Consider the following 20027-nt stretch of genomic DNA (forward strand, 5'->3'; position numbering starts at 1 on the left):
TTTATGTAACTGGGGTTAGTTGTCCGGAAACAATTCGGTTTCGTTTGTGTGCCATGGAGGCAAGTTCCAAGTCATGAGTCACAAGAATCAAAGAAAACTTAAATTCGTTTTGGAGTTCTTTGATGAGATCCATGAGATGCCTAGAGTTGTCCCGATCCAAGTTTCCTGTAGGTTCATCTGCCAAAATCAATTGCCTTCGGCCCACAAGGGCACGAGCCACACCGACTCTCGCACTTTCTCCGCCGGAAAGTTGGGAAGGGAAACTTCCCGTCCTTTCTCCAAGCCCTACTTTTTTTAAAATCTCTGTGGCTTGCGCTTTAGCAACACTCGGATTCATTCTCGCAATGAGAAGTGGCATCATCACATTTTCTAAGGCAGTGAAGTCTGGTAACAAAAGATGTTGTTGGAAGATAAAAGAAATCTTTTCCGCACGAAAGGTTTCTCTTTGTTTTTCGTTTAGGTTTTTTAAACTCACTCCACAAACTTCCACCTCACCGTCGTCAAACGAATCCATAGCACCCAGGATATTAAGAAGAGTGGACTTCCCAACACCAGAAGCCCCTTCTACGGATACTATTTCACCGGGTAACACTTCAAAGTCGAGACCGGAAATGATATGGTAACGTTTGTCTACAACTTGGTAGTATTTTTCTAATTTGCGAACAGAAACAGTTGGTTTTAGATTTGTATCAATCATTTCGTATTGTATCCACAGGGTTTAGATTAGCAGCCATACGTGCAGGGAAATAACCTGCAAGGCCTGAGAGGATGGTTGCGGCCGTTGTCACCATAAAGATAAAGGAAATATCAATATCCACAGGGATATGATCAAAATAATAGATATCCTTTGGAACTAGTTCCACTGGATCCCAATCTCCAGGATTCAGTAACCCACCTACACCATTGATGATCTCCGAGATCGCATTGATGATGACTTCTAGTTGGGTGGCAATAAAGATCCCTGTCATCCCTCCGACAAGAGAAGACAAAATTCCCACAATCATTGCATTCAAAGTGAAGATGAGAAGGATATCATTGGAGGCAAGACCAAGTGCTTTCAAAGTTCCAATGGATCTACGTTTTGCACGAATGAGAGAGTGGACAGTAGCCACCATTCCCAGAGCAGCAAGAACGATAAAAAGGAAAACAATGATAGAGATGATTGTTTTTTCAAGTCTCAGTGCTGCTAAAAAGTTTTCTTGTTCTTCTGCTATGGTTCTCACAGACCAAGAAGTATCATCTTGAATTTTCTGATTCCAATTGTCTTCGTTTAACCGAGCTAAGATTCTATGTTTGGTCAGTTTCAAATCATCCAAGGAACGAACCTTGATCGCCACTTGATTGACTGCCCCTTCCATTTTAAAAAACTCTTGGGCCTGCGCTAGAGACAAAAACACAAATTTAGAATCATAATTATAATAACCCGTTTTGAAAAGTCCTACCAAACGAAAGGTTTGTACATTTACCTGTACCCCTCGCTCCACAGTAAACCTTCCTCCAGGAACTGCCATTGTGATCTCACGGCCAAGGTTATACCCGTAAATGGCACTCATCTCCTTTCCCACAACTACCAATTTTTTGGAATTGATGGCTTGGATTTCATCCCGATCGTATTGTAAGATACGAGGGAAGTTGGGTAGACCATTTTCCACCAATTTTTCTACGGAGTCTACGGGGACTGCGCGGATCATAATGGGGTTGAAGTTATTATTACTTTGAATGAGACCGTGGCTTGTGATATTTCCTTCTACGGAAACAAAGGACTCCGCAAGTTTTGGGTCAGACTGAAGGTGGGCGATGACCTTTTCATAATCATAAATGGCACCGGAGCCATAAGAGTTCTCAATGGTGATATGAGGCCCCCCTTGCCAAAGTGATTCCTTTACTTGTTTTTGGAATCCGTTGAAAATGGAGAGGACTACTACTAGGAGCCCCACTCCGACTGCCATAACAATGAACGACAGCCTGGATTTGATGGAGAGGAAACCCAGCACTCTGGATCCTCGGATGTAACGGATTGTGATTAAAGAGACGATTCCCATGATGACCTAATCTTTTTGACAGCTTTCTTCTAAAGATGGATACTGTCAAAAAAGAACCTTATGCCTGAGACACCAAACTATTATTCTGTCAAAGTAAACCTGCGAGACGAAGCCAATATGGTTTATACCATGATTGCGGCTGTCATTGACCCGGTTGAAACCAAATCGGTGAAGTATGAGGGAGTCTCGTGTACAAGCCCGCTGTCCCTTTTGCCCATCCGTTCCACTTTTCAGGACTTTTACAACCGAATGCAGCGGGTCATCTACAAAGGGGAACAGCAAAAAAACATCACCAAGTCCTTACAAGAGCTAATTAAGACCAAATTTGGGTCGGAAAGTTTCTTGGAAGAGATCCTGCACTATATGGACCACAACCTAACAGACCGTTTGGATTTTGTTTTTAGCGAAATGCACAAAAGGACATCGGGAAACTCGGAACCCAAGGTAGAAATCCATTTTGAACTCATTGATCCAAACGATATCTCCAAAACTACGGTTGATGAGGAGGAAATTGCAAAAAAAGAAGCACCTCCTGTAACTCCTGTTCCCCAAGCCTCTGGATTTTTAGTTCCAGCGGACAAACAAATTGTTCAATTCAAATTCCAACTTTCCCCAGTCAATGGAGTTCCCCTCGTAGAACTAAAGGCAGGTGATAACGTATACATTCGTTTGGTGCCAGGCGATGCAATCACAGATTCCATTATTAATTCGCTGGAGCTCAAAGAAGAGTCGGGAGCCATCAAACAAATCCCAGCGAAAATTGTGAACATCTCGAATAACAAGAATTTTTCGGAAGTGGTCATCAAAATCAATGAACAAGTTTACGGTAAAATCATTGAAGAAGAAAACTCTGTAAAAATAAAAACAACAGATGCACAACACGGTGCCGCCACTATCATGGGTTCCGTTGCATCCCCAACTGTAGCAGTTTCAAAAGCAAAACAAAATCCGGCACTTTCTGCGGATGAAAGTTTTCATTTATGGCCTTACATCATCATGTTAGTAGTCCTTGCCATCGGTATGATGACTATTTTTGTGATCCTTTAATCTCTATGGAAAAATTCAAAAAACAACTTCCTATTTTTACACCTCTATTCATTGCCTTAGTCATCCTACATTCCTTGTTTGTTGATTATTCGGTACAGTTTCCTGACTATATCGCATCAGAAAATTCCGAATCAGTAACGGAATCCATGAAACCCAAAGTCATTGCAGAAAACGGGGTTTTGAACCGAATTTCTTACTTAGAATCCTTTTTGGTGGAATTGGAATCCCGAGAACTGCCCGTGGATACAGAACAAGAAGAAACAAGAGACAATATCAAACGAGTTTTAGTCGGACAAAGACTCCTCCTCGGACTTTCTTTATTCTATCTATTGTTAACCTTCTCTACGGCCGTCTCTTATGCATTCCGTGTTTGGTTTCATAAGTCGTTAGCAAATGTTTTTTATCCGGTTTCTCTTGTTGTGCTTTTGCCCAAAATATTTTACCAAATCAATCTAATCATACAACAAGAAGTATTGTCTTATTTCTATTTTGCCTTTTTGGTTTTTACTTATGTAGCGAGTGTGATTTCCTACCGTTCGATTCTAAAAAACAAAGAATTGGCAGAAGGATTCCAATCCTTACAATTTTCTTCCTCACTTGAAGAAGAAGGCAGATCTCCCAGTAATACAAAAACAGGATCTATCTTTTCTCCCATCTTTCATGTGATCATTATCATCATCATTGGAATTTTGATTGGGAACTTAATTTACATTCCCCTCTTTCTTTTACAAAAACACTATGTCAGTGAATTCAGTTACTTTATCTTCTTTTTACTGGGGATTTTGTCTTTGTTTTATATCTTCAATTACAAAAAAGTGGGTGGGGAACCAAACCTAAACAATTGGAAAAACTTGGCCGTTAGTTTTGCTTATTTACAATTTCGATTTTTAAGAAATAGTTTCTGGGCTGTGTTTAGCACCATTTTGATTGTACTTTTTGTAACATTCTTGTTTAGTTTGTTACTTTTCAATATCGACGTTATCCAAAACAATTTGGGTCTATTCGGTAAAGCTACCGAATTCTAATCTTTTGTATCAACAAACAAAGAGTGCCTAGTGGCACTCTGGTTCCTTTCCTTTACGCACCAAACACCATAAATTGCCGTTCGGATAGTAAGTAGAACGTGTTAACAGTTCTCCCTCATTAGAATACAATTCCGAAGCTTCCTTGGTTCCCGTAGGATAATAATACAACCACTCCCCTACTTTTTTATCGTTCTCATAACTTCCTTTTTCTTCCACTTTCGTATCTGGGTAATAACGCACCCAGTCTCCTGTGCGAAAACCACCATCGAAAAAACCTTTTTCGTTCAAACGACCACTGCGAAAGTATCTATGATAAGAACCCGTTTCATTTCCCATTTCGGAGGTTTGGATCCAGAGTTGTTTTTTTCTGTTTCCCGGTTTGTAATTTTGTTCTATATAAGGTTTTCCATCAGAGAAATAGAACTTCCAAAGCCCGTCCCTTTCTCCATTGACCATATTCCCTTCCATGATCGTAGTCCCTGTTAGGTAATTGAGTTTTCTTCCGTATCCATTAGGTTGTGCCAAACCATTCACGGGAACCTCTGCCACTAAGTTTCCATTTTCATACCATTCCCGATACAATCCTTCTCCAGTCCATTGGTAGTAGTTGGTTTTCTTTTCAAACCCTGCTTCTTTGGGAACAGAACTTGGTCTTCCGATCGTAGCTTTACAAGGGCCAAAACCTATGCCAACTAACAATATAAAAGCTAATAAGGATACAAAGATCCAAATTGAATTGTCTTTAATGGGTGTGGATGTGGATGTCATTTTCATTCTTGAACTTAGTTAGGATTTCTTTGGAGATGAGGATTCGGTTGAGACGTTTTGACCTGATTGGTGTTAGGTAACGTAAACACATAAGAATGGTTCCTTCTGGTTCTAAGGAAGTATACACAATGGGAGTGGTTTTGCCAAGTCTCACGAGATAATTTTTTGACATCTCGCGAATTTTCGATTCCACGAGCTCCGGTGCTAAAACCAATTCTTCATGTAGAATTTGAGCACAAATTTTTTCTGCTTTTTCCCAATTGGAATTTAATTCCAAATACACCCGAAACTCATCCCAGACAAAGTCCATGGTTTCGGAAACAATAAAGAAACGGTGTAATACAATATTATAGTTGGGAAAATGAATGAGTCGGTTGGTGGATTGTTCAAACCTTGGATCCGATGCAATCTCTAGTAAGGTAAATTTAAAAAAACCGATATTCACAACATCACCTTTGATGTTATCGAGTTCAATGCGGTCTCCTACTTTAAATCCATTGGCTCCCATGATCATAAACCAACCAACCATATTGAGCCATACTTCTTTGAGTGAAATCACAATCCCCGCGCCCGCAAGACCAAGGACAGTGGGAAGTAATGACAAACTAGAAAAAATAATCGGTAGGTAGGCAATTCCAAAAACCATAAGGAAACCCATACGAGCCACTTTCCGACGGTTATATTCGTGAACGGCATCCGGAGCTGGTTTGATCCTCTCAACAAGAATCATGGTAATTTTATAAGAGAAGATAGCAAAGACAACCATGTATCCAAATAGGATCATAGTTTCTGCAAAGTCACGGCCCGAACTACGCAGTAGTGTGACCGGATTCAAATCCAAATAGAATTCTTTTAGGCTTCCCCCACCCATTCTATAACTTTCCTTTTTGGCGTTTTAGAATTTCAAGGATCGTCTTTCGTTCGACAGAAACACCAAACTTTGGTTTTCCAAAATCTTCTAATAGAACAAACTTCAAGGAAGATCCTTCCTTTTTTTTATCATGTTCCATATGTTTTAGAACCAAGTCCGGTTTTTCTTCCAAGGCAGTGGGTAATTCCAATTGTTTCATGAGTGTGATTGCTTTTTGAAAATTGGATTCAGAAAACCCGACAAGTTCGCGTGACAATAGTAAGGCGGTAACTAGGCCAACTGCTACAGCTTCTCCATGAGAATACTTCTTATACTGGGTTAAAGATTCAATGGCATGACCTGTAGTATGGCCCAAATTCAAAACAGCACGTAATCCAGACTCTTTTTCGTCTTGTGCCACAATGCCTGATTTCACTCGCACAGATTCTTCAATCGCATAACGAAGAGTTTGTGAATTGGCAGAAAAATCAGAACGTTTTGATTTGGAAATTGTATCTAAAAAATTACCACCATCAAGAAATGCGTGTTTTGCGATTTCTGCAAGACCACAACTCCATTCTTTTTCTGGTAAAGTGGAAAGAGTAAAAAGAGGAGCAAATACAAACTCTGGTTGGTAAAAAGCACCTACCATGTTTTTTCCCGAATCTACATTGACGGCGACCTTTCCGCCAACAGACGAATCCACACAAGCAAGGACTGTTGTGGGAACTTGGACAAATCGTACGCCCCTTTGGTAGGTAGCGGCAATAAATCCAGCGAAGTCTCCAACAACTCCGCCACCAAATGCAATGACCACGGCCTTTCTATCGGCATCTGTTTCAATGAGTTGGTTGTAGACTTTTTTTACCCGGTCGATGTGTTTGTTCTTTTCACCGGGTTTTAAATAAATAAAGGAAAAAGGAACCTTTAGGGATTTTAGTTCTTTGGTTAGATATTTTTCGTAAATCCCTGCAATTTCGCGACTTGTGAGGACATAGACTTTGGAAACTTTGGGAAGTGCGTTTAATTTTTCGGTTAGGCCTTGGAAGTCTTCGTGTAATTCAATGGGGTAACGGAAACCCTGTCCTATAATTTCACGTTCCGACAACTTCATGGTTCATTCACCCATGGGCTGGAAATATATCTAGGTTTATTTGTACTTTTGGCTCGGAAGTAATGTTTTATATCCGGGCGGATGTCCATAGACAAAATTTCTTTCGTTGTAAAATATCCAAATCCGGAAATGGCTTTTTCCTTCGGATTGAGAACTGGTAACAAATCCTTTACCTTGGTTAAAAAAACAATTTGGATCAGGTGGCGTTTTTTATCGGGATCGATGGATTCATTTAAAAATAAAAATTCGATTTGGCTTACGTCCAGAGACAATTCTTCTTTCAGTTCTCGTTTGAGTGCCTCTTCTCCTGACTCCCCAAATTCAATTCCCCCACCGGGAAGTAACCAATACCCCGATTGTTTTTTTTGCTGTTGTACGAGCAAAATTTTACCTTTAGGATCTTGGATGAGGGCTGCCACACGAACCCGCATCGATTTTGATTTTAATAAAAACTCGATCATAGTATTTTTAGAAAGCGGAGGGCTGCCTTGGCTGCCATCTGTTCTGCCCGACGTTTGTTCTTTCCTTCCCCAGTAGTCTGGAAGTGACTTTCACAAGCCACAGAAACAAGGAACTCTTTGTCATGGTCAGGGCCTTCTTCTTTCATAACGGAATATTCAGGTAATTTTTTCCATTTCTTTTGGCAAAATTCCTGCAAAATGGTTTTATAATCTTTTGTTTCTTCTGCATCATCCACATCCTTTTCCATTACCTGAAAATGAGGAGTGAGGAATTTACGACAACTCTCAAGACCTTGATCGAGATACAAGGCCCCTAGAAAGGCCTCAAAGCTGTCTGCTTGGAGATTGGTATTCGATTCTCCCTTTTCTCTCTCACCTCTGCCTAGAAGTAAAAATTCAGGGAATCTGTAGGATCTGGCGAGTTTTGCAATCGCTGGGGCCGAAACCATTTTACTTTTCAGTTTGGCCAGTTTTCCTTCTTTTCCTTTGGGGAGGGATCTGTATAAAAATTCAGCAGCGAGGATTCCTAGAACCGAGTCTCCTAAAAACTCTAAACGTTCATTATCAGAAAGATAACGATCCGAGTCTTCGTTTGCGAATGACCTATGAACAAATGCTAGGTGGAGAAGGGAAATATCCTTAAATTGAGTTTTTGTAAGAGATTGAAGTTCTTTGAGAGAGGAAATTCTTTCGGGGGGAAGTTTGATACGAATCGAGTCGGACAAGGTAAAAGATCCGGGTTCCTCTATGAAAGGAACCCGGTTTTTGGATTGGGAATTACCCCTTAAGTTTATCGATGAATTTAATTACATCGCCTACGGTTTGGATTTTTTCTGCGTCTTCATCAGAAATCTCCACACCAAACTCTTCTTCAAGAGCCATAACTAGTTCAACTGTATCAAGAGAGTCAGCACCAAGATCATTGATGAAATGAGCCTCAGGTGTAACTTCTGATTCATCAACACCAAGTTGTTCTACGATGATTGACTTAATTTTTTCGAAATCTGCCATTTTATATCCTCCAGGCCACTGTTAATCAGTGGGGCAAGTGTAATCGTTTTCCGCTAGGTATATATGTACGCCTAGCGTTTTTTTAAAATGAAATTGTCGGAATTTTTGGCAAGTCTAAATAGATTATTTTCCTCTTGAAACCTTTGACATCGTTCTAACATCACCTAACATAAATTAAATTGATCCGATTAGGATGGTTTTGGTCAAAAAACGACGAGAACTGAACGAACTCACATCTAATTCCAAAATCCTAGGCGGATTTCCAATCGTTTGCTCTATTTTAACAGATTTAACTTCTGCTATAGCAGAATACTCTTCCCCTATTACCCCCTTCTTACGAAATCGAGTTTAAGAATAAAAAATTTAAGGAGAACTCCATGATTCAAAAATGGATCCGATCACTCACAACTTTCCTCCTGCTTTCCTTCTCGGTATCTTGTGCAGAAAAGAAAGAAGACAACACTCTACTAGCAGGCCTACTTCTTTTTGCTGCCAACCAAGTTAAGGTCAATACGGCCACCGATTTGGTAAACGAATCGGCAGATGATTACAACCAAAACAATTGGGGACTCATCACGGGCCAAACTCTGAATCGATTTGTATCTGATTGGCAAGCAAACAAACCAAGCCATATCACAGGAAATTTGATTATCTTACAAACAGATCGTGCGAACAAAGCCAATGGTGGAGCGGAAGGCTGGAATCCTTATGTAAAATCAGATCCTTCCAAAGGTGTTTATGTTTATCTCCTCAATGACTACAGACCAGATGGTTTGCCAGATGGTCTCTTTCGATTCAATCAAACTAGAGATTCTGGACTCTTCGCCAATTCCGTTCGTTACCAAGCAAACGGTGCATATGTGGATGATTGGCTGAATACTTATGGAATCAATCCCACCAAAGATTTAATTGTTTTTGCTGTTGGAACAGGTAATTTTGGAACGAACAAAGATGACGTGGTCATAACCGGTGCAGCACCTGCACCAGGCACTGCAGCTGGTGGAGTCCAAGACATCACTCGCGGAGTTTATTGGTTGCGATATTGGGGGGTAGACATTAAGAACATTGCCATACTAAATGGAAACTTAAGAAGCAATTTTTCACAAATTTATCCAACGCAAACAAGTGCTTCCAAAAGTACGCTTCCTGGAAAAGGAACCTTTAGTGTCAAAAGCATCAGAGTGGATAACACAATCATTACCTCTGGTCTCGAAGATATTTATGAAATTGCGAAAAACAATTTGGAGGCACAAATTCCAGGACTTACCACAAAACAGTTCTTAATTGATGCAAGACCAACAGCACAATGGAGTGGAACTACAGCAGGGAGACTTGATGATGATTCAGGAACTACCACAGCAGGTGCAAATCCAAATGGTAACCGAACTGCAATCACAACTTCTTATCAACACTCTGGCGGGCCAGATGCTGCTGGAAAAAAATACATCCCTTTTGAAGGAAGAATCAAAGGATCTACTACTTTTCCTTGGCTCGCTTTATTCGAAGGATTCTCTGATGCAGGTGCTGTTTCCACCAGTGACGCCGATGCTTTTGCCATTGGATATCGATACAAATCAAAGGCCGCTTTGAAAGCAATTTTTACAAACAAAGGTTATACATCCGGTGCCACAGTTGTCAGCCAATGCCGAACCAATTTTGAAGCACAAGTCAATGGATTTGCTGCACTGAATATTCTTGGATACCCTTCCACATACTATGATGGATCTCTTGTGGAATGGACAGCTCTCGTTGCAGGACATGGAACGTCTTCAATCAACCAAGTTCCAAGTGATTTTAAATGGAGAACGGATACTTCATCTGTGTCATCAAATCTCTGGTATAATGTGTCAACTTTGATTGTTAGACCTGATATCAATCTCACGGCAACAACGACAAAAAAATTCATCCAAGAAGATAAGGCTTATAAGTACTAATCTCTTTCCCAGTTTACACTTCGTCTCCTGGCATCTGCCGGGAGACATTCTTTTTGAAATTCCCTTTGCAAAAATGTTTTTCCTGGTCAGTCTGTCTATATGGCAAGGAACGAAAAAGAAGAATCGATCCATATTGGATTTAGAGAAACCATTACCTTAGTTCTACCTTATTTTCAGAAAAAACTATGGGGCCAGATCAAAGCGGTCATCTGGATTGTTTTATATCTTTCCCTCTTCCAATTATTTGTTTTACGAATTCCGATCAAAGAAGCAGGCCTTATCATCTTTGGAATTTCTGCCGTTGTTCTTGGTCTCACCTTTTTTTTAGAAGGCTTGTTTCTTGGACTTATGCCTCTCGCGGAAGCCTTGGGACTTCGATTGCCACAAAAACTAGGCCTTGTCAGCATCATGGTATTTTCTGTACTGATGGGAGTGGGCGCAACCCTGGCAGAACCTGCCATCTCCATCTTAAGAGCCTGCGGAAGTAAAGTAGCACCTTGGGATGCACCTCTACTTTATTTTTTACTCAATGAAGGATCCGTTTATCTTTATTTGTCCATAGCCATTGGTGTGGGTGTCTCTGTCGTTTTTGGGATGTTACGGTTTTTATTTGGATTTTCTTTAATGCGAATTCTTGTGCCAACCATATTCATACTGTTAGGTGTAAGTATCTACGCATACTTTGATGAAAACCTAAAATTAATTTCAGGTCTTGCTTGGGATTCGGGTGCTGTGACCACAGGTCCTGTCACTGTACCTCTCGTTGTGGCTTTGGGAATTGGAATCTCGAAAGTAGCTGAAAAAAACGAACAAAGTAGTGCTTATGGAGTTGTAACACTTGCTTCCCTTTTCCCCATCCTCTCTGTATTCCTTGTGGGAATGTATTTTTCTGGAAAACTTCCAAAACCCATGCCAGAAGAGATTTTTTTCAAACAAGGAATTACTCTCACACAAGCAAAACTTCTGCTAGGTGATTCGAAATGGACTCCTCCTATCAAAAAAGAATCTATATCACAACCTCCCTCTACAAAAGAATTCTATCAAAAGGCCAAAGAAAATATTTTGAATGCGTTTCAAATGGCGATGCGGGCCATCCTGCCTATTTCCATTTTTTTACTTTTGTTTTTAACACTTATATTAAGAGAAAAAATCCCATACCTGGAGGAAGTTTTTTTAGGGATTGGATTTTCTGTGATTGGACTTTCCTTATTTAATTTTGGAATCATATTTGGTTTGAACAAACTAGGCAGTCAAGTCGGGGGGAAACTCCCCTCCACATTTCGATCCATTGAACTTATAGATTCCACAAAGTTCATTCCTAACTTCAATCCCAAGTCGGTTTTAAAAGCAGTGAATGAAGAAGGAAAAGAAGAAAAATTCTTTTATCTCAAAGAACGAAAATCGTATACAGGAATTCCTTACCACGAAGAAAACTGGAATCCCAAAAGTAAAATTTACGAATATATTCCCATTCATGGACCCATATTCGGCAAAGAAGACAATTTACTAGGTTATTTAGTGGTTTTAGTATTTGCTTTCTTTTTGGGATACAGTGCCACTCTCGCAGAACCAGCATTATCTGCTCTTGGAAATACGGTGGAAGAAACAACGGTTGGAACCTTTCGGAAATCCCTTCTCATCCAATCGGTAGCTGTGGGTGTTGGGCTTGGGACATTACTTGGGATGTTAAAGATTTTACTTGAGATCCCACTTGTTTGGATCCTAGTCCCGGTATATCTAACTCTTCTCATTTTAAACACATTCAGCAAATCAGAGTTTATCGATATTGCTTGGGATAGTGCGGGAGTGACTACAGGCCCTATCACCGTTCCCCTCATCATTGCTATGGGGCTTGGGATTGGAAATCAAATGGGAACTGTGGATGGATTTGGAGTCCTTGCCGCAGCTTCCGCCTTCCCTATTTTATCCGTTTTAATCATGGGAATGATTGTAGAAAAATCCCGCAAACTCTCGTTACGTGATCTGGAACTGAAAGAGAAATAAAATGAATTCCAAACGTAAAATCACAAGAATCACAGCCATCATTCATAGAGACTTAACTGACCTCGTTGTCTCTGCATTAAAAATAAATAAAATACATTATTTTCATATGGAAGCCGGAAGGTACCCTGTCCTTGCCAAACGAGGTTGGTTGTTTTTCGACTTTTACCAAAATCATTCGATCATCGATACACCGGTTACTATTTTTGAAGTTTTATGTGAACCGTTAGCAGAAAACTTTTTACTCACACTTTTTCGTGATGCGGCAGAGTTGAATGTTCCAGGGCATGGAACCGTATATTCGGAGACCATTGATTTACATAGCCCGGTTCCAACCGACTACATCTTCACAACCGAAGAAAAAAACAAAGCCATTGGTTTTTCAGGCCTCACCGGAATTTTTTGTATTCTGCCTCGCGGATCAGCAGAACCGATTGCTCGTTTGATTTTGCAAAACGGAGTGGCAGTTCCAACTATTAGTTACGGAACCGGAACGGGTTTACGTGACAAGTTAGGTCTTTTAAGAATCACAATTCCAAAAGAAAAAGAAATTTTAAAAATCGTGGTTCATTCCTCTGACTCTGAACATGCGATGGATTTTATCATTGAAGTAGGTAGGTTAGATTTACCTGGTCGAGGTTTTATTTTTGAATTTCCCATGGGGCGCGGATTACTCAATACCAAGGTGAGTTTGGAAGGCCCCAAACAAGCGGCCAGTATGGACCAAATCATTTCCGCATTAGATCAGTTACATGGGAACATGGATTGGAGAAAAAAATCCAACCAATTTCGCCAATCCACTCGTCAGAGAAATTATTTCGAAGGAGTGAATGTTGTTTTAAATTGTAAAGAGGAAACAATTGAATCAGTGTTGTTTAGTTTACGAAGGGTTGGCGTTTCTAGTTCCACAATTTCTTTAAACAAACTAATGCATGCGCAAAATGAAAAAAATGCGTTCACACCTGCAAGAGAAGTAGCAAACCTTCTGATTCCTAAAAAAAATCTTCCTGAAGTGCTTTCTGTATTAGATGAAATTGGTTTTTTTGGGGAAGAGACGGAAGGGATCGCCTATACTATGGAAATCCCAAGAGCCTTCTCTTACCAATCGAAAGGGAAAAAGTAGTCCTAAAATTAGGCTCTCATTTTTTCGATTGTACATACTACTGCCTTAGCTGAAAAATTACTCTTTTTTCAACTAATTTGTTGGAGCTTCCGAATAGAGGATGGAATCTCTAAAGCTTGCGAGGCCATCTTCACGATCGCGGCCAACTAAAACCAAATGACAAACCAGTAAAACCGAATATTTGCACAGTATATTGGCCACAGTAAGCAATATACTGTTCCAACTAACAGAATGAATGTTAAAAAACGATTCATAGAAGAACCTATGTCTACTTTAGTATCTATTCTAAATGTTAACATTCGCTATAGTATAATTTATACCGTAGGAAAAAATGAAAAGCGAAATGCGTCACAGGACTCTATTTAAATGAAAAATAAAACTTTAATCACTCTCTTCCTTCTCTGTCATTGTTCTTTGATTCAAAATACAAAAAATCAATTTGGAAATATCATAATTGCCTTTCTAAGTAATACAGGTTTCTACTCTGGTGAAGATAGATTGCCGGCGCCAGTAGATATAGTTCCAGCACCAACATTAACAATTCTTAATAACTCAGTATTCGCAAGTAATGTGAACAGTTTAAAAATTGCAAAAGCACCAACGGAAACGCCAATTTTAGTCCAAGGGAAAATGGTTCCCATTGGAGACGTTTATGATATAGGGCTCAACTTCGAAACCTTTACTGGGATAAATCCCGAGGAAGCCAAATCCGTAATTTTTGCAGAGCCCATTACCTTCGAATATAAATATAATAAAACAAGTCTAACAGAGGCAGGTTTTATTGAGGAATTTACTGTCTATTATTTCGATGTTTTTTCTGAGAAATGGCTCCCGATGGACAACATAGTAGTCGATATAGAAAAACAAACAATTCAAGTAGCAACAAATCATTTTACACCTTTTGTTTTAACGGCTCTACCTACTCCCGTAAACACAGGAGTGGCCCTTGCACCGCAATGTCTTTCCACTACCATGCCTATCACTGGAGAAGGCGGTGCCCAGTGGACTCAGCTTGATGCACATTTCAAATATTACAAAGACAGAAATTATACGATTACACCCAACAACGATTTTTATGAATTGGGTCTAAACCGATCTTTTGGAATTTCCACATGTAATGGCGGAACACCTCAGGCAGGGTCAGCACCCTGTGGAAGTTTTGCTGAACATAAACACAATACAAATATGAATTATATTAACTTCGTAGCAGAAGAAGACCTCACAGTTTATATCATGTATGATAGAAGAGGAACCAGCGACGCAAGTTGGCTTGCTACCGAGAATTGGATTTTAGATACCCGTACCATCCAAACAACGGATGCAGTCGGAAGTTATAAAGTATATTATAAAGAATTTTTAAAGGATAGTCTTGTCGCCCTTCATGGCAACAGAGTTGGTCTTCCCACAAATACAGCAGTCGATACCAATTATTGGGTAGCCATCAAAAGAAAGGAAAATACCCCAGGGACTTGCCTTGCCTCTGCTGAAAATTTTCAGAATCCAATCACTCATTTCACGGCAATTCCAGGTCAAACTACATCCACTCTACTTTGGAAGGACATTGATTTAAACTCTATTTCCAACCTCATCATACGAAGGAAAAAAAATTCACCTCCATCAAGCCCAGCAGATGGACTCCCTGTCTTTGGAGAAGAAATTTCTACCATAGGATTTAAAGATAAACTTTTAGAAGAAAATACAACATACTACTATTCCTTCTTTGCCTTAAACTCGGAAGCTGTCGTTTCACTTGCACAGACAGTTCTCGTTGTCACAGGACAAGACTCTGACAATGATGGGATTCGTGACATTTTTGAATCCGACTTATCTTGCCCAGCTTACTTTTGGTTCCCTGTCTGCACAACAAATGCCAATCTCGCAGATTCAGACTCTGATGGGATTGATGATCTTACGGAAATCATCCAACAAACGAACCCGAATGATCCCGACACTAGTCCACCAAACATCACTTCATTCACTCTTTTAAGTGAATCACCAACCTACTTTCCCATTGCAAAATTTTCAGCAAACGCTACTGACAATGTTCCGGGGAAGGAAATCGATTGGCTTATCACCAAAACCAGCGTAAAACCAAAATTTGATCAACCGAATTGGCAAACGGGTAACATTTCCCCTTCGCTTAAAGAATTTTCTGGGATTGAATTAAAAGATTTAGGGAACCAATCCTTTTATGTTTGGGCGAAAGATAAAGCAGGGAATATCAGCAATTTATTCACCCCAGTAGAAGTCAATGTTTTGGGGTTTCAGTATCCGGATCATATAATCTCAGTGGAAAATAACCAAATAAAGATTTACAAACACAATTTATTGACAAATGTTTTGGAACAGAAAATCGCAAAGACTATCGATTCTTACTTTAACATCTTTCAAACTTTTTTATCAAAGGATGGGAAATATTTTTTTCTGTTATCGGATGTATACAATTCTGATTACGAGGAATATTATTTATCCGTGTATCGAATCGATTACGATAACGAAACAATAACCTTTGCTGATAAAAAGTCCGTACTTCCTTTAAAATTTGAACTATCGAGGAATGAAAATTATTTAATAGGAACTCATGGTGGTTATAGTGTAGCTAAATTCACATTTAATAAAACCAATGGAACAATTACTAATAACAGTTACACAGGAAATCTTGATCCTTATGATGGTAATGCTGGCTGGCTAGGATGGACAATCATAACTAAAATCCACCCTAAAAAAGATTGGGTTTATGCATTCCATCACTATAATCGTTACCATATAGTAGATATACCTTCTCTAAGTAAACTTTCTTCTCAAAGTATCGGATCAAATGATCTTGACAACTTGTATACATTGAAGTTTCATCCGAGCGGTCTATATGCTTATTTTTTACAATCAATGGAATTGAAAGTAACAAATGTAGACCAAATCACTGGCCAACTTTATAATTTAAGAAATCCAATAAGCAATTCAAATTCAGGCCCACAAAAGTTTATTATATCAGAAGATGGATTGATACTTTTAACTACTGAAAACTTTGGACAATCACTTGGAAATTATGAGATAGATCCATCAAATGGGAATCTTACAAAAAAAGAAACCATTGCCATCGGGGGAAACTTTCGCTCGGTATTAATTGATAACACTTCCCAGTTTGTTTACTTAAAATATAGCAAAGTTGAAAATAATATTACACAAATTAGAACTAAAATATTCAAAGTTGATAAAACCACTCGGAAATTGAACCAAGTGGGAGATCAGATTTTAGGCGAAGATAATCACTACCAAAATCAAGTCGTCCAATCCTACGACAATACCAATCCCCCCGTAGAAGTTTCACTCACGCAAACCAACCAATTAGGATTTCTACAAAAGGATGGTGTGGCAAAATACCCAGCACCAAATACTATATTGACAGGCGCGATTATGAACCAATCTTGTGGTTTAATTCCTCCTTCAGTTTTTGGTGATCCTTGCCATATATACACAAAGACAGGCCAACCCATGATCGATCGTTCCATTGGAAACTCAATTCAATTGTCGAAAACGATTTCCGATTCTGCCTTCTTTCGATGTAACAAAAACGAGTCGAATTTTTCCGAGTCCCTTTCCGTGAATGATTCCAGCAATAATTCAGTAATTATTCAATCTTTTGGGGATTTTTGGTCAAAAAAACTATCCTTTGACTTTCGTCCTCTGGACCCTAAATTACTTTTAAATTACTCACTTACCGATAATTCTTCAGAGTGTTTGTCACTGGGTTCTAATGTAACGAACCAATCGATCGCCTTTACAAAAAAGAAGATTTCACTGAAAGGAGTAGTCGAAACTGTAGCGGGCTCTCCACCACCTGCATATTTTTCAATGCCAAATTTGAGACACAATCAAATGATCAATGGTAGAGCACTTCCAAGAACTTTACATGTTGTTAACTGTACGATGGAACGCTTCGACTGTCTTGTTGGTCCGAATCTAATCAATTTATTCTGTAATCGTAGGTTCATGACATTTGGAAGCTACTTAAACGACAACAAAACGCCTATTGAATTCTGCGCAAGTTCGGCGGAAACTTTAGATCGTATCATATTTCAAAATCCCATATTTAGATTTGGATATATTAAATCTGTCTCATTTACTGAAGAAACTCGGTGGCTATGGGAAAATTATCAAATATCAGATCCTTAAAATGCAACTCAATTAGCCTTATTAAGACTCAATTCATGTAATTTAGAATTGCAAGAATGACTCGGATGGATTTGAGAGGGCTTCGAATGAGTGGCGTGGAGAAAAAACGAAATACAGAACTTTGTCAATCCGCTAAACCATTTGAATTGACTAGAGAATCACCAAGCCCAGCCCCATCAAAGGCTAGACTTGGATTTAGTTACTAAATTAAATCCTAGTGACCGCCACCTGGTAAAAATCCGCCACCGTTAATGTCCAATACATGTCCTGTGATAAAGGATGATGCATCAGAAGCAAGGAAAGCAATTCCGTTGGCGATGTCTTCAGGAAGACCTGCACGTTTGAGTGGGATCGCTTGCACCATACCATGTCTGATATTTTCAGGAATTGCTTCTGTCATTTCTGTTGCAATAAAACCCGGGGCAATCGCGTTACAACGAACTTTTCTAGAAGCCATCTCGAGAGCCACAGCCTTTGTAAAACCAATCACACCTGCTTTGGAAGCAGAATAATTTGTTTGTCCAATGTTTCCGTTTTCACCAGAGATAGAAGAAAGGTTGATGATCGATCCACCATTTTCTTGTTTCATCATAACTTTGATAGCTGCTTGTGTGCAGAGATAAGTTCCAGTCAGGTTCACTGCAATGACAGCATCCCACTGCTCTTTTTTCATTCTCATAAGGAGAGTGTCACGAGTGATTCCTGCGTTATTCACGAGGATGTCGACTGTTCCAAATTCTTTTTTCGCCGCATCAATTAGTTTTTGTGCATCTTCTTCTATTGATACGTTAGCAACAACAGCGATTGCTTTGTATCCTTTGGATTTTAATTCTTCCGCAGTGGCATTGGTTGCTTCTGGGTTCATATCCGCTACAACGATATTGGCTCCAAGAGAAGCAAGTTTCAAACAAGTTGCTTTTCCAATTCCTCTTGCTCCACCTGTGACGATGGCTGTTTTTCCTGATAAACTAATCATTTGATTTTTTCCTCTTCTTTTCTAATTCCTAAAAATATTTTCTAAATGAAATGAATCTTAATGAATCCTTTTGAATTTAAACCGAATCGCCGAGTAAAGTTTTGTATTCGCCAAGTCTTGTTCGAATCCGATCGTTGATTCCGTGTTTGGCGCACTCGGAGATAACACGAACAGCATTTTTCACTGCCAATGCGTTGGAAGAACCATGACCAATCATACAGATCCCTTCTACACCAAGAAGAAGGGCACCGCCATATTCCGCATAGTCTAAACGTTTTTTCACAGCGGTAAAAGTTGACTTTAAAAGTAAGGCACCGGTTTGGGCAAGGCTTGATTGTCTGATGGAATTTTTCAAAACATTGAAGATGGATTTGGCGAGACCTTCTGTTGCTTTGAGAACAATGTTCCCAATAAAACCATCACAGACAACAACGTCTACTTCACGACCACCACCATAAAGATCGCGGCCTTCTACGTTTCCAACAAAGTTAAAAGGGATTTTTTTTAAGAGATCAAAGGTTTTGACAGAAACGGTATTTCCTTTTTTGTCTTCCTCTCCATTGGAAAGGATTCCCACTTTTGGATTTTGGATTCCAAAAAGTTCACGGGCATAAATTTCACCCATCACAGCAAACTGAGCTAAATATTCAGGTTTACAATCGACATTCGCACCGGCATCGAGCAAAAGAACAGGTGGTCCTTCCTCTCGTGGAATATGCGCAGCAATGGGAGGTCGCAGAACGCCGGGTAGGCGGCCGAGATGTAACAACGCGGCGGCCATAGTAGCACCTGTGTTTCCCGGAGAAAACACACCGATACATTCTTTATCTGCTACTAAACGAACTGCTTTGACTACGGAAGAATCCTCCATAGCGCGGACTGCTATCGAAGGAGAATCATTCATACCGATGATCTCAGTAGAATGAATGACACGGATTTTTTCTGTGTCATAATCAAATTTTAACAGGATATCGAGTAACTCTTGTTCGTCGCCGACGAGAGAAACCGACAGTCCGAATTCTCGTACTGCCAGAACCGCGCCCTCGACGATACCTTCAGGGCCGTAATCTCCGCTCATCGCGTCCACGGCGACCCACATAATGGTTAGTTATCTTCGGTCGTTTTTTTAACTTTTTGAGCGACTACGAGTTTTCCCTTATAAAAACCGCAATAAGGGCAAACACGGTGGGACAGAACAAATGAACCACAATTGGAACACGGGTTTAAGTTAGGCTTGCCTATCGCGTGATGGGCTCTTTTCGTTCTAACTTTCGATTTTGATTTACGTCTCTTTGGGACTGCCATGGCTATCCTCTATGGAATTATAACTGGTTTTTACTATGTTTTGGAAAACGAATGTGAAAACAATATTTTAATTTTCTAGGCTCTCGATAAGAGACCGTAATTCGCTATGTTTATGATAAAAAGCAGGCCGATTGTCTTACCTTAGCGGGGATAAGGCGGGAGCAAAACAGTATTTGGAAAAAGCAGTGAAACTAGAC

17 protein-coding genes are annotated in these 20027 nt (G+C 39.7%); 6 read left to right on the forward strand and 11 right to left on the reverse strand.

The features are described 5' to 3' along the window. Position 1: 1 nt before the first annotated feature. Together JWG41_RS00275 and JWG41_RS00280 are read right to left on the reverse strand one after the other, a co-directional pair. A complete protein-coding gene (locus JWG41_RS00275; protein WP_205267973.1) occupies positions 2–697 on the reverse strand; it encodes an ABC transporter ATP-binding protein in 696 nt (231 codons plus the stop codon). Beyond that, positions 690–2042: an ABC transporter permease gene (locus tag JWG41_RS00280; RefSeq protein WP_205267974.1), complete on the reverse strand. Its 1353-nt coding sequence runs from the start codon at positions 2040–2042 to the stop codon at positions 690–692. Before JWG41_RS00280 ends, JWG41_RS00275 begins: the two co-directional genes overlap by 8 nt. Positions 2043–2102: 60 nt before the next feature. Between JWG41_RS00280 and JWG41_RS00285 the strand changes: the two genes are divergently transcribed. Further along, positions 2103–3089, forward strand: a complete 987-nt coding sequence (locus tag JWG41_RS00285; RefSeq protein ID WP_205267975.1) for a hypothetical protein — start codon at positions 2103–2105, stop codon at positions 3087–3089. 5 nt (positions 3090–3094) lie between these two features. Continuing rightward, positions 3095–4114 (forward strand): LIC_10230 family protein, encoded by a 1020-nt coding sequence (locus tag JWG41_RS00290; RefSeq protein WP_205267989.1) that lies wholly within the window; start codon positions 3095–3097, stop codon positions 4112–4114. A gap of 27 nt (positions 4115–4141) precedes the next feature. Here JWG41_RS00290 and JWG41_RS00295 read toward each other — a convergent pair whose 3' ends face one another. Genes JWG41_RS00295 through acpP form a run of 6 tightly spaced genes read right to left on the reverse strand, consistent with a single transcriptional unit; the run spans position 4142 to position 8318 of the window. Then, entirely contained in the window at positions 4142–4882 is a 741-nt protein-coding gene (locus tag JWG41_RS00295) for a toxin-antitoxin system YwqK family antitoxin (protein ID WP_205267976.1), read from the reverse strand. Beyond that, complete coding sequence (locus JWG41_RS00300; RefSeq protein ID WP_205267977.1) at positions 4857–5753, reverse strand: mechanosensitive ion channel family protein; 897 nt, start codon at positions 5751–5753, stop codon at positions 4857–4859. Before JWG41_RS00300 ends, JWG41_RS00295 begins: the two co-directional genes overlap by 26 nt. A gap of 1 nt (position 5754) precedes the next feature. Then, positions 5755–6846, reverse strand: a complete 1092-nt coding sequence (aroB, locus tag JWG41_RS00305) for a 3-dehydroquinate synthase (RefSeq protein ID WP_205267978.1) — start codon at positions 6844–6846, stop codon at positions 5755–5757. After that, entirely contained in the window at positions 6843–7307 is a 465-nt protein-coding gene (locus JWG41_RS00310; RefSeq protein ID WP_205267979.1) for an NUDIX domain-containing protein, read from the reverse strand. Before JWG41_RS00310 ends, aroB begins: the two co-directional genes overlap by 4 nt. Next, the gene (rnc, locus tag JWG41_RS00315; RefSeq protein ID WP_205267980.1) at positions 7304–8032 is read right to left on the reverse strand and encodes a ribonuclease III; all 729 of its coding nucleotides are present in this window, start codon (positions 8030–8032) and stop codon (positions 7304–7306) included. Before rnc ends, JWG41_RS00310 begins: the two co-directional genes overlap by 4 nt. Before the next feature lie 52 nt (positions 8033–8084). After that, complete coding sequence (gene acpP, locus JWG41_RS00320) at positions 8085–8318, reverse strand: acyl carrier protein (protein ID WP_002974954.1); 234 nt, start codon at positions 8316–8318, stop codon at positions 8085–8087. Positions 8319–8695: 377 nt separating this feature from the next. Here acpP and JWG41_RS00325 point away from each other — a divergent pair, with 377 nt between their 5' ends. The 4 genes from JWG41_RS00325 to JWG41_RS00340 all read left to right on the forward strand — a co-directional run bounded on the left by JWG41_RS00325 (position 8696) and on the right by JWG41_RS00340 (position 17549). Continuing rightward, a complete protein-coding gene (locus JWG41_RS00325) occupies positions 8696–10252 on the forward strand; it encodes a sulfurtransferase (RefSeq protein WP_205267981.1) in 1557 nt (518 codons plus the stop codon). Between the two features lie 99 nt (positions 10253–10351). After that, a complete protein-coding gene (locus tag JWG41_RS00330) occupies positions 10352–12256 on the forward strand; it encodes a DUF1538 domain-containing protein (protein ID WP_205267982.1) in 1905 nt (634 codons plus the stop codon). Position 12257: 1 nt separating this feature from the next. Next, the gene (locus JWG41_RS00335; RefSeq protein ID WP_205267983.1) at positions 12258–13376 is read left to right on the forward strand and encodes a hypothetical protein; all 1119 of its coding nucleotides are present in this window, start codon (positions 12258–12260) and stop codon (positions 13374–13376) included. Positions 13377–13742: 366 nt separating this feature from the next. Beyond that, the gene (locus JWG41_RS00340; protein ID WP_205267984.1) at positions 13743–17549 is read left to right on the forward strand and encodes a beta-propeller fold lactonase family protein; all 3807 of its coding nucleotides are present in this window, start codon (positions 13743–13745) and stop codon (positions 17547–17549) included. A 214-nt stretch (positions 17550–17763) separates the two neighbouring features. On the opposite strand, the gene fabG is transcribed toward JWG41_RS00340, so the two are convergent. The 3 genes from fabG to rpmF all read right to left on the reverse strand — a co-directional run bounded on the left by fabG (position 17764) and on the right by rpmF (position 19830). Beyond that, a complete protein-coding gene (fabG, locus tag JWG41_RS00345; RefSeq protein ID WP_205267985.1) occupies positions 17764–18525 on the reverse strand; it encodes a 3-oxoacyl-ACP reductase FabG in 762 nt (253 codons plus the stop codon). Between the two features lie 76 nt (positions 18526–18601). Continuing rightward, on the reverse strand, positions 18602–19624 hold the full coding sequence (gene plsX, locus JWG41_RS00350) for a phosphate acyltransferase PlsX (RefSeq protein WP_205267986.1): 1023 nt from the start codon (positions 19622–19624) through the stop codon (positions 18602–18604). Positions 19625–19629: 5 nt separating this feature from the next. After that, positions 19630–19830: a 50S ribosomal protein L32 gene (gene rpmF / locus JWG41_RS00355; RefSeq protein ID WP_015679024.1), complete on the reverse strand. Its 201-nt coding sequence runs from the start codon at positions 19828–19830 to the stop codon at positions 19630–19632. Positions 19831–20027 lie beyond the last annotated feature (197 nt).

The sequence above is a fragment of the Leptospira chreensis genome, assembly GCF_016919165.1.
GTDB classification, from domain to species: domain Bacteria; phylum Spirochaetota; class Leptospiria; order Leptospirales; family Leptospiraceae; genus Leptospira_A; species Leptospira_A chreensis.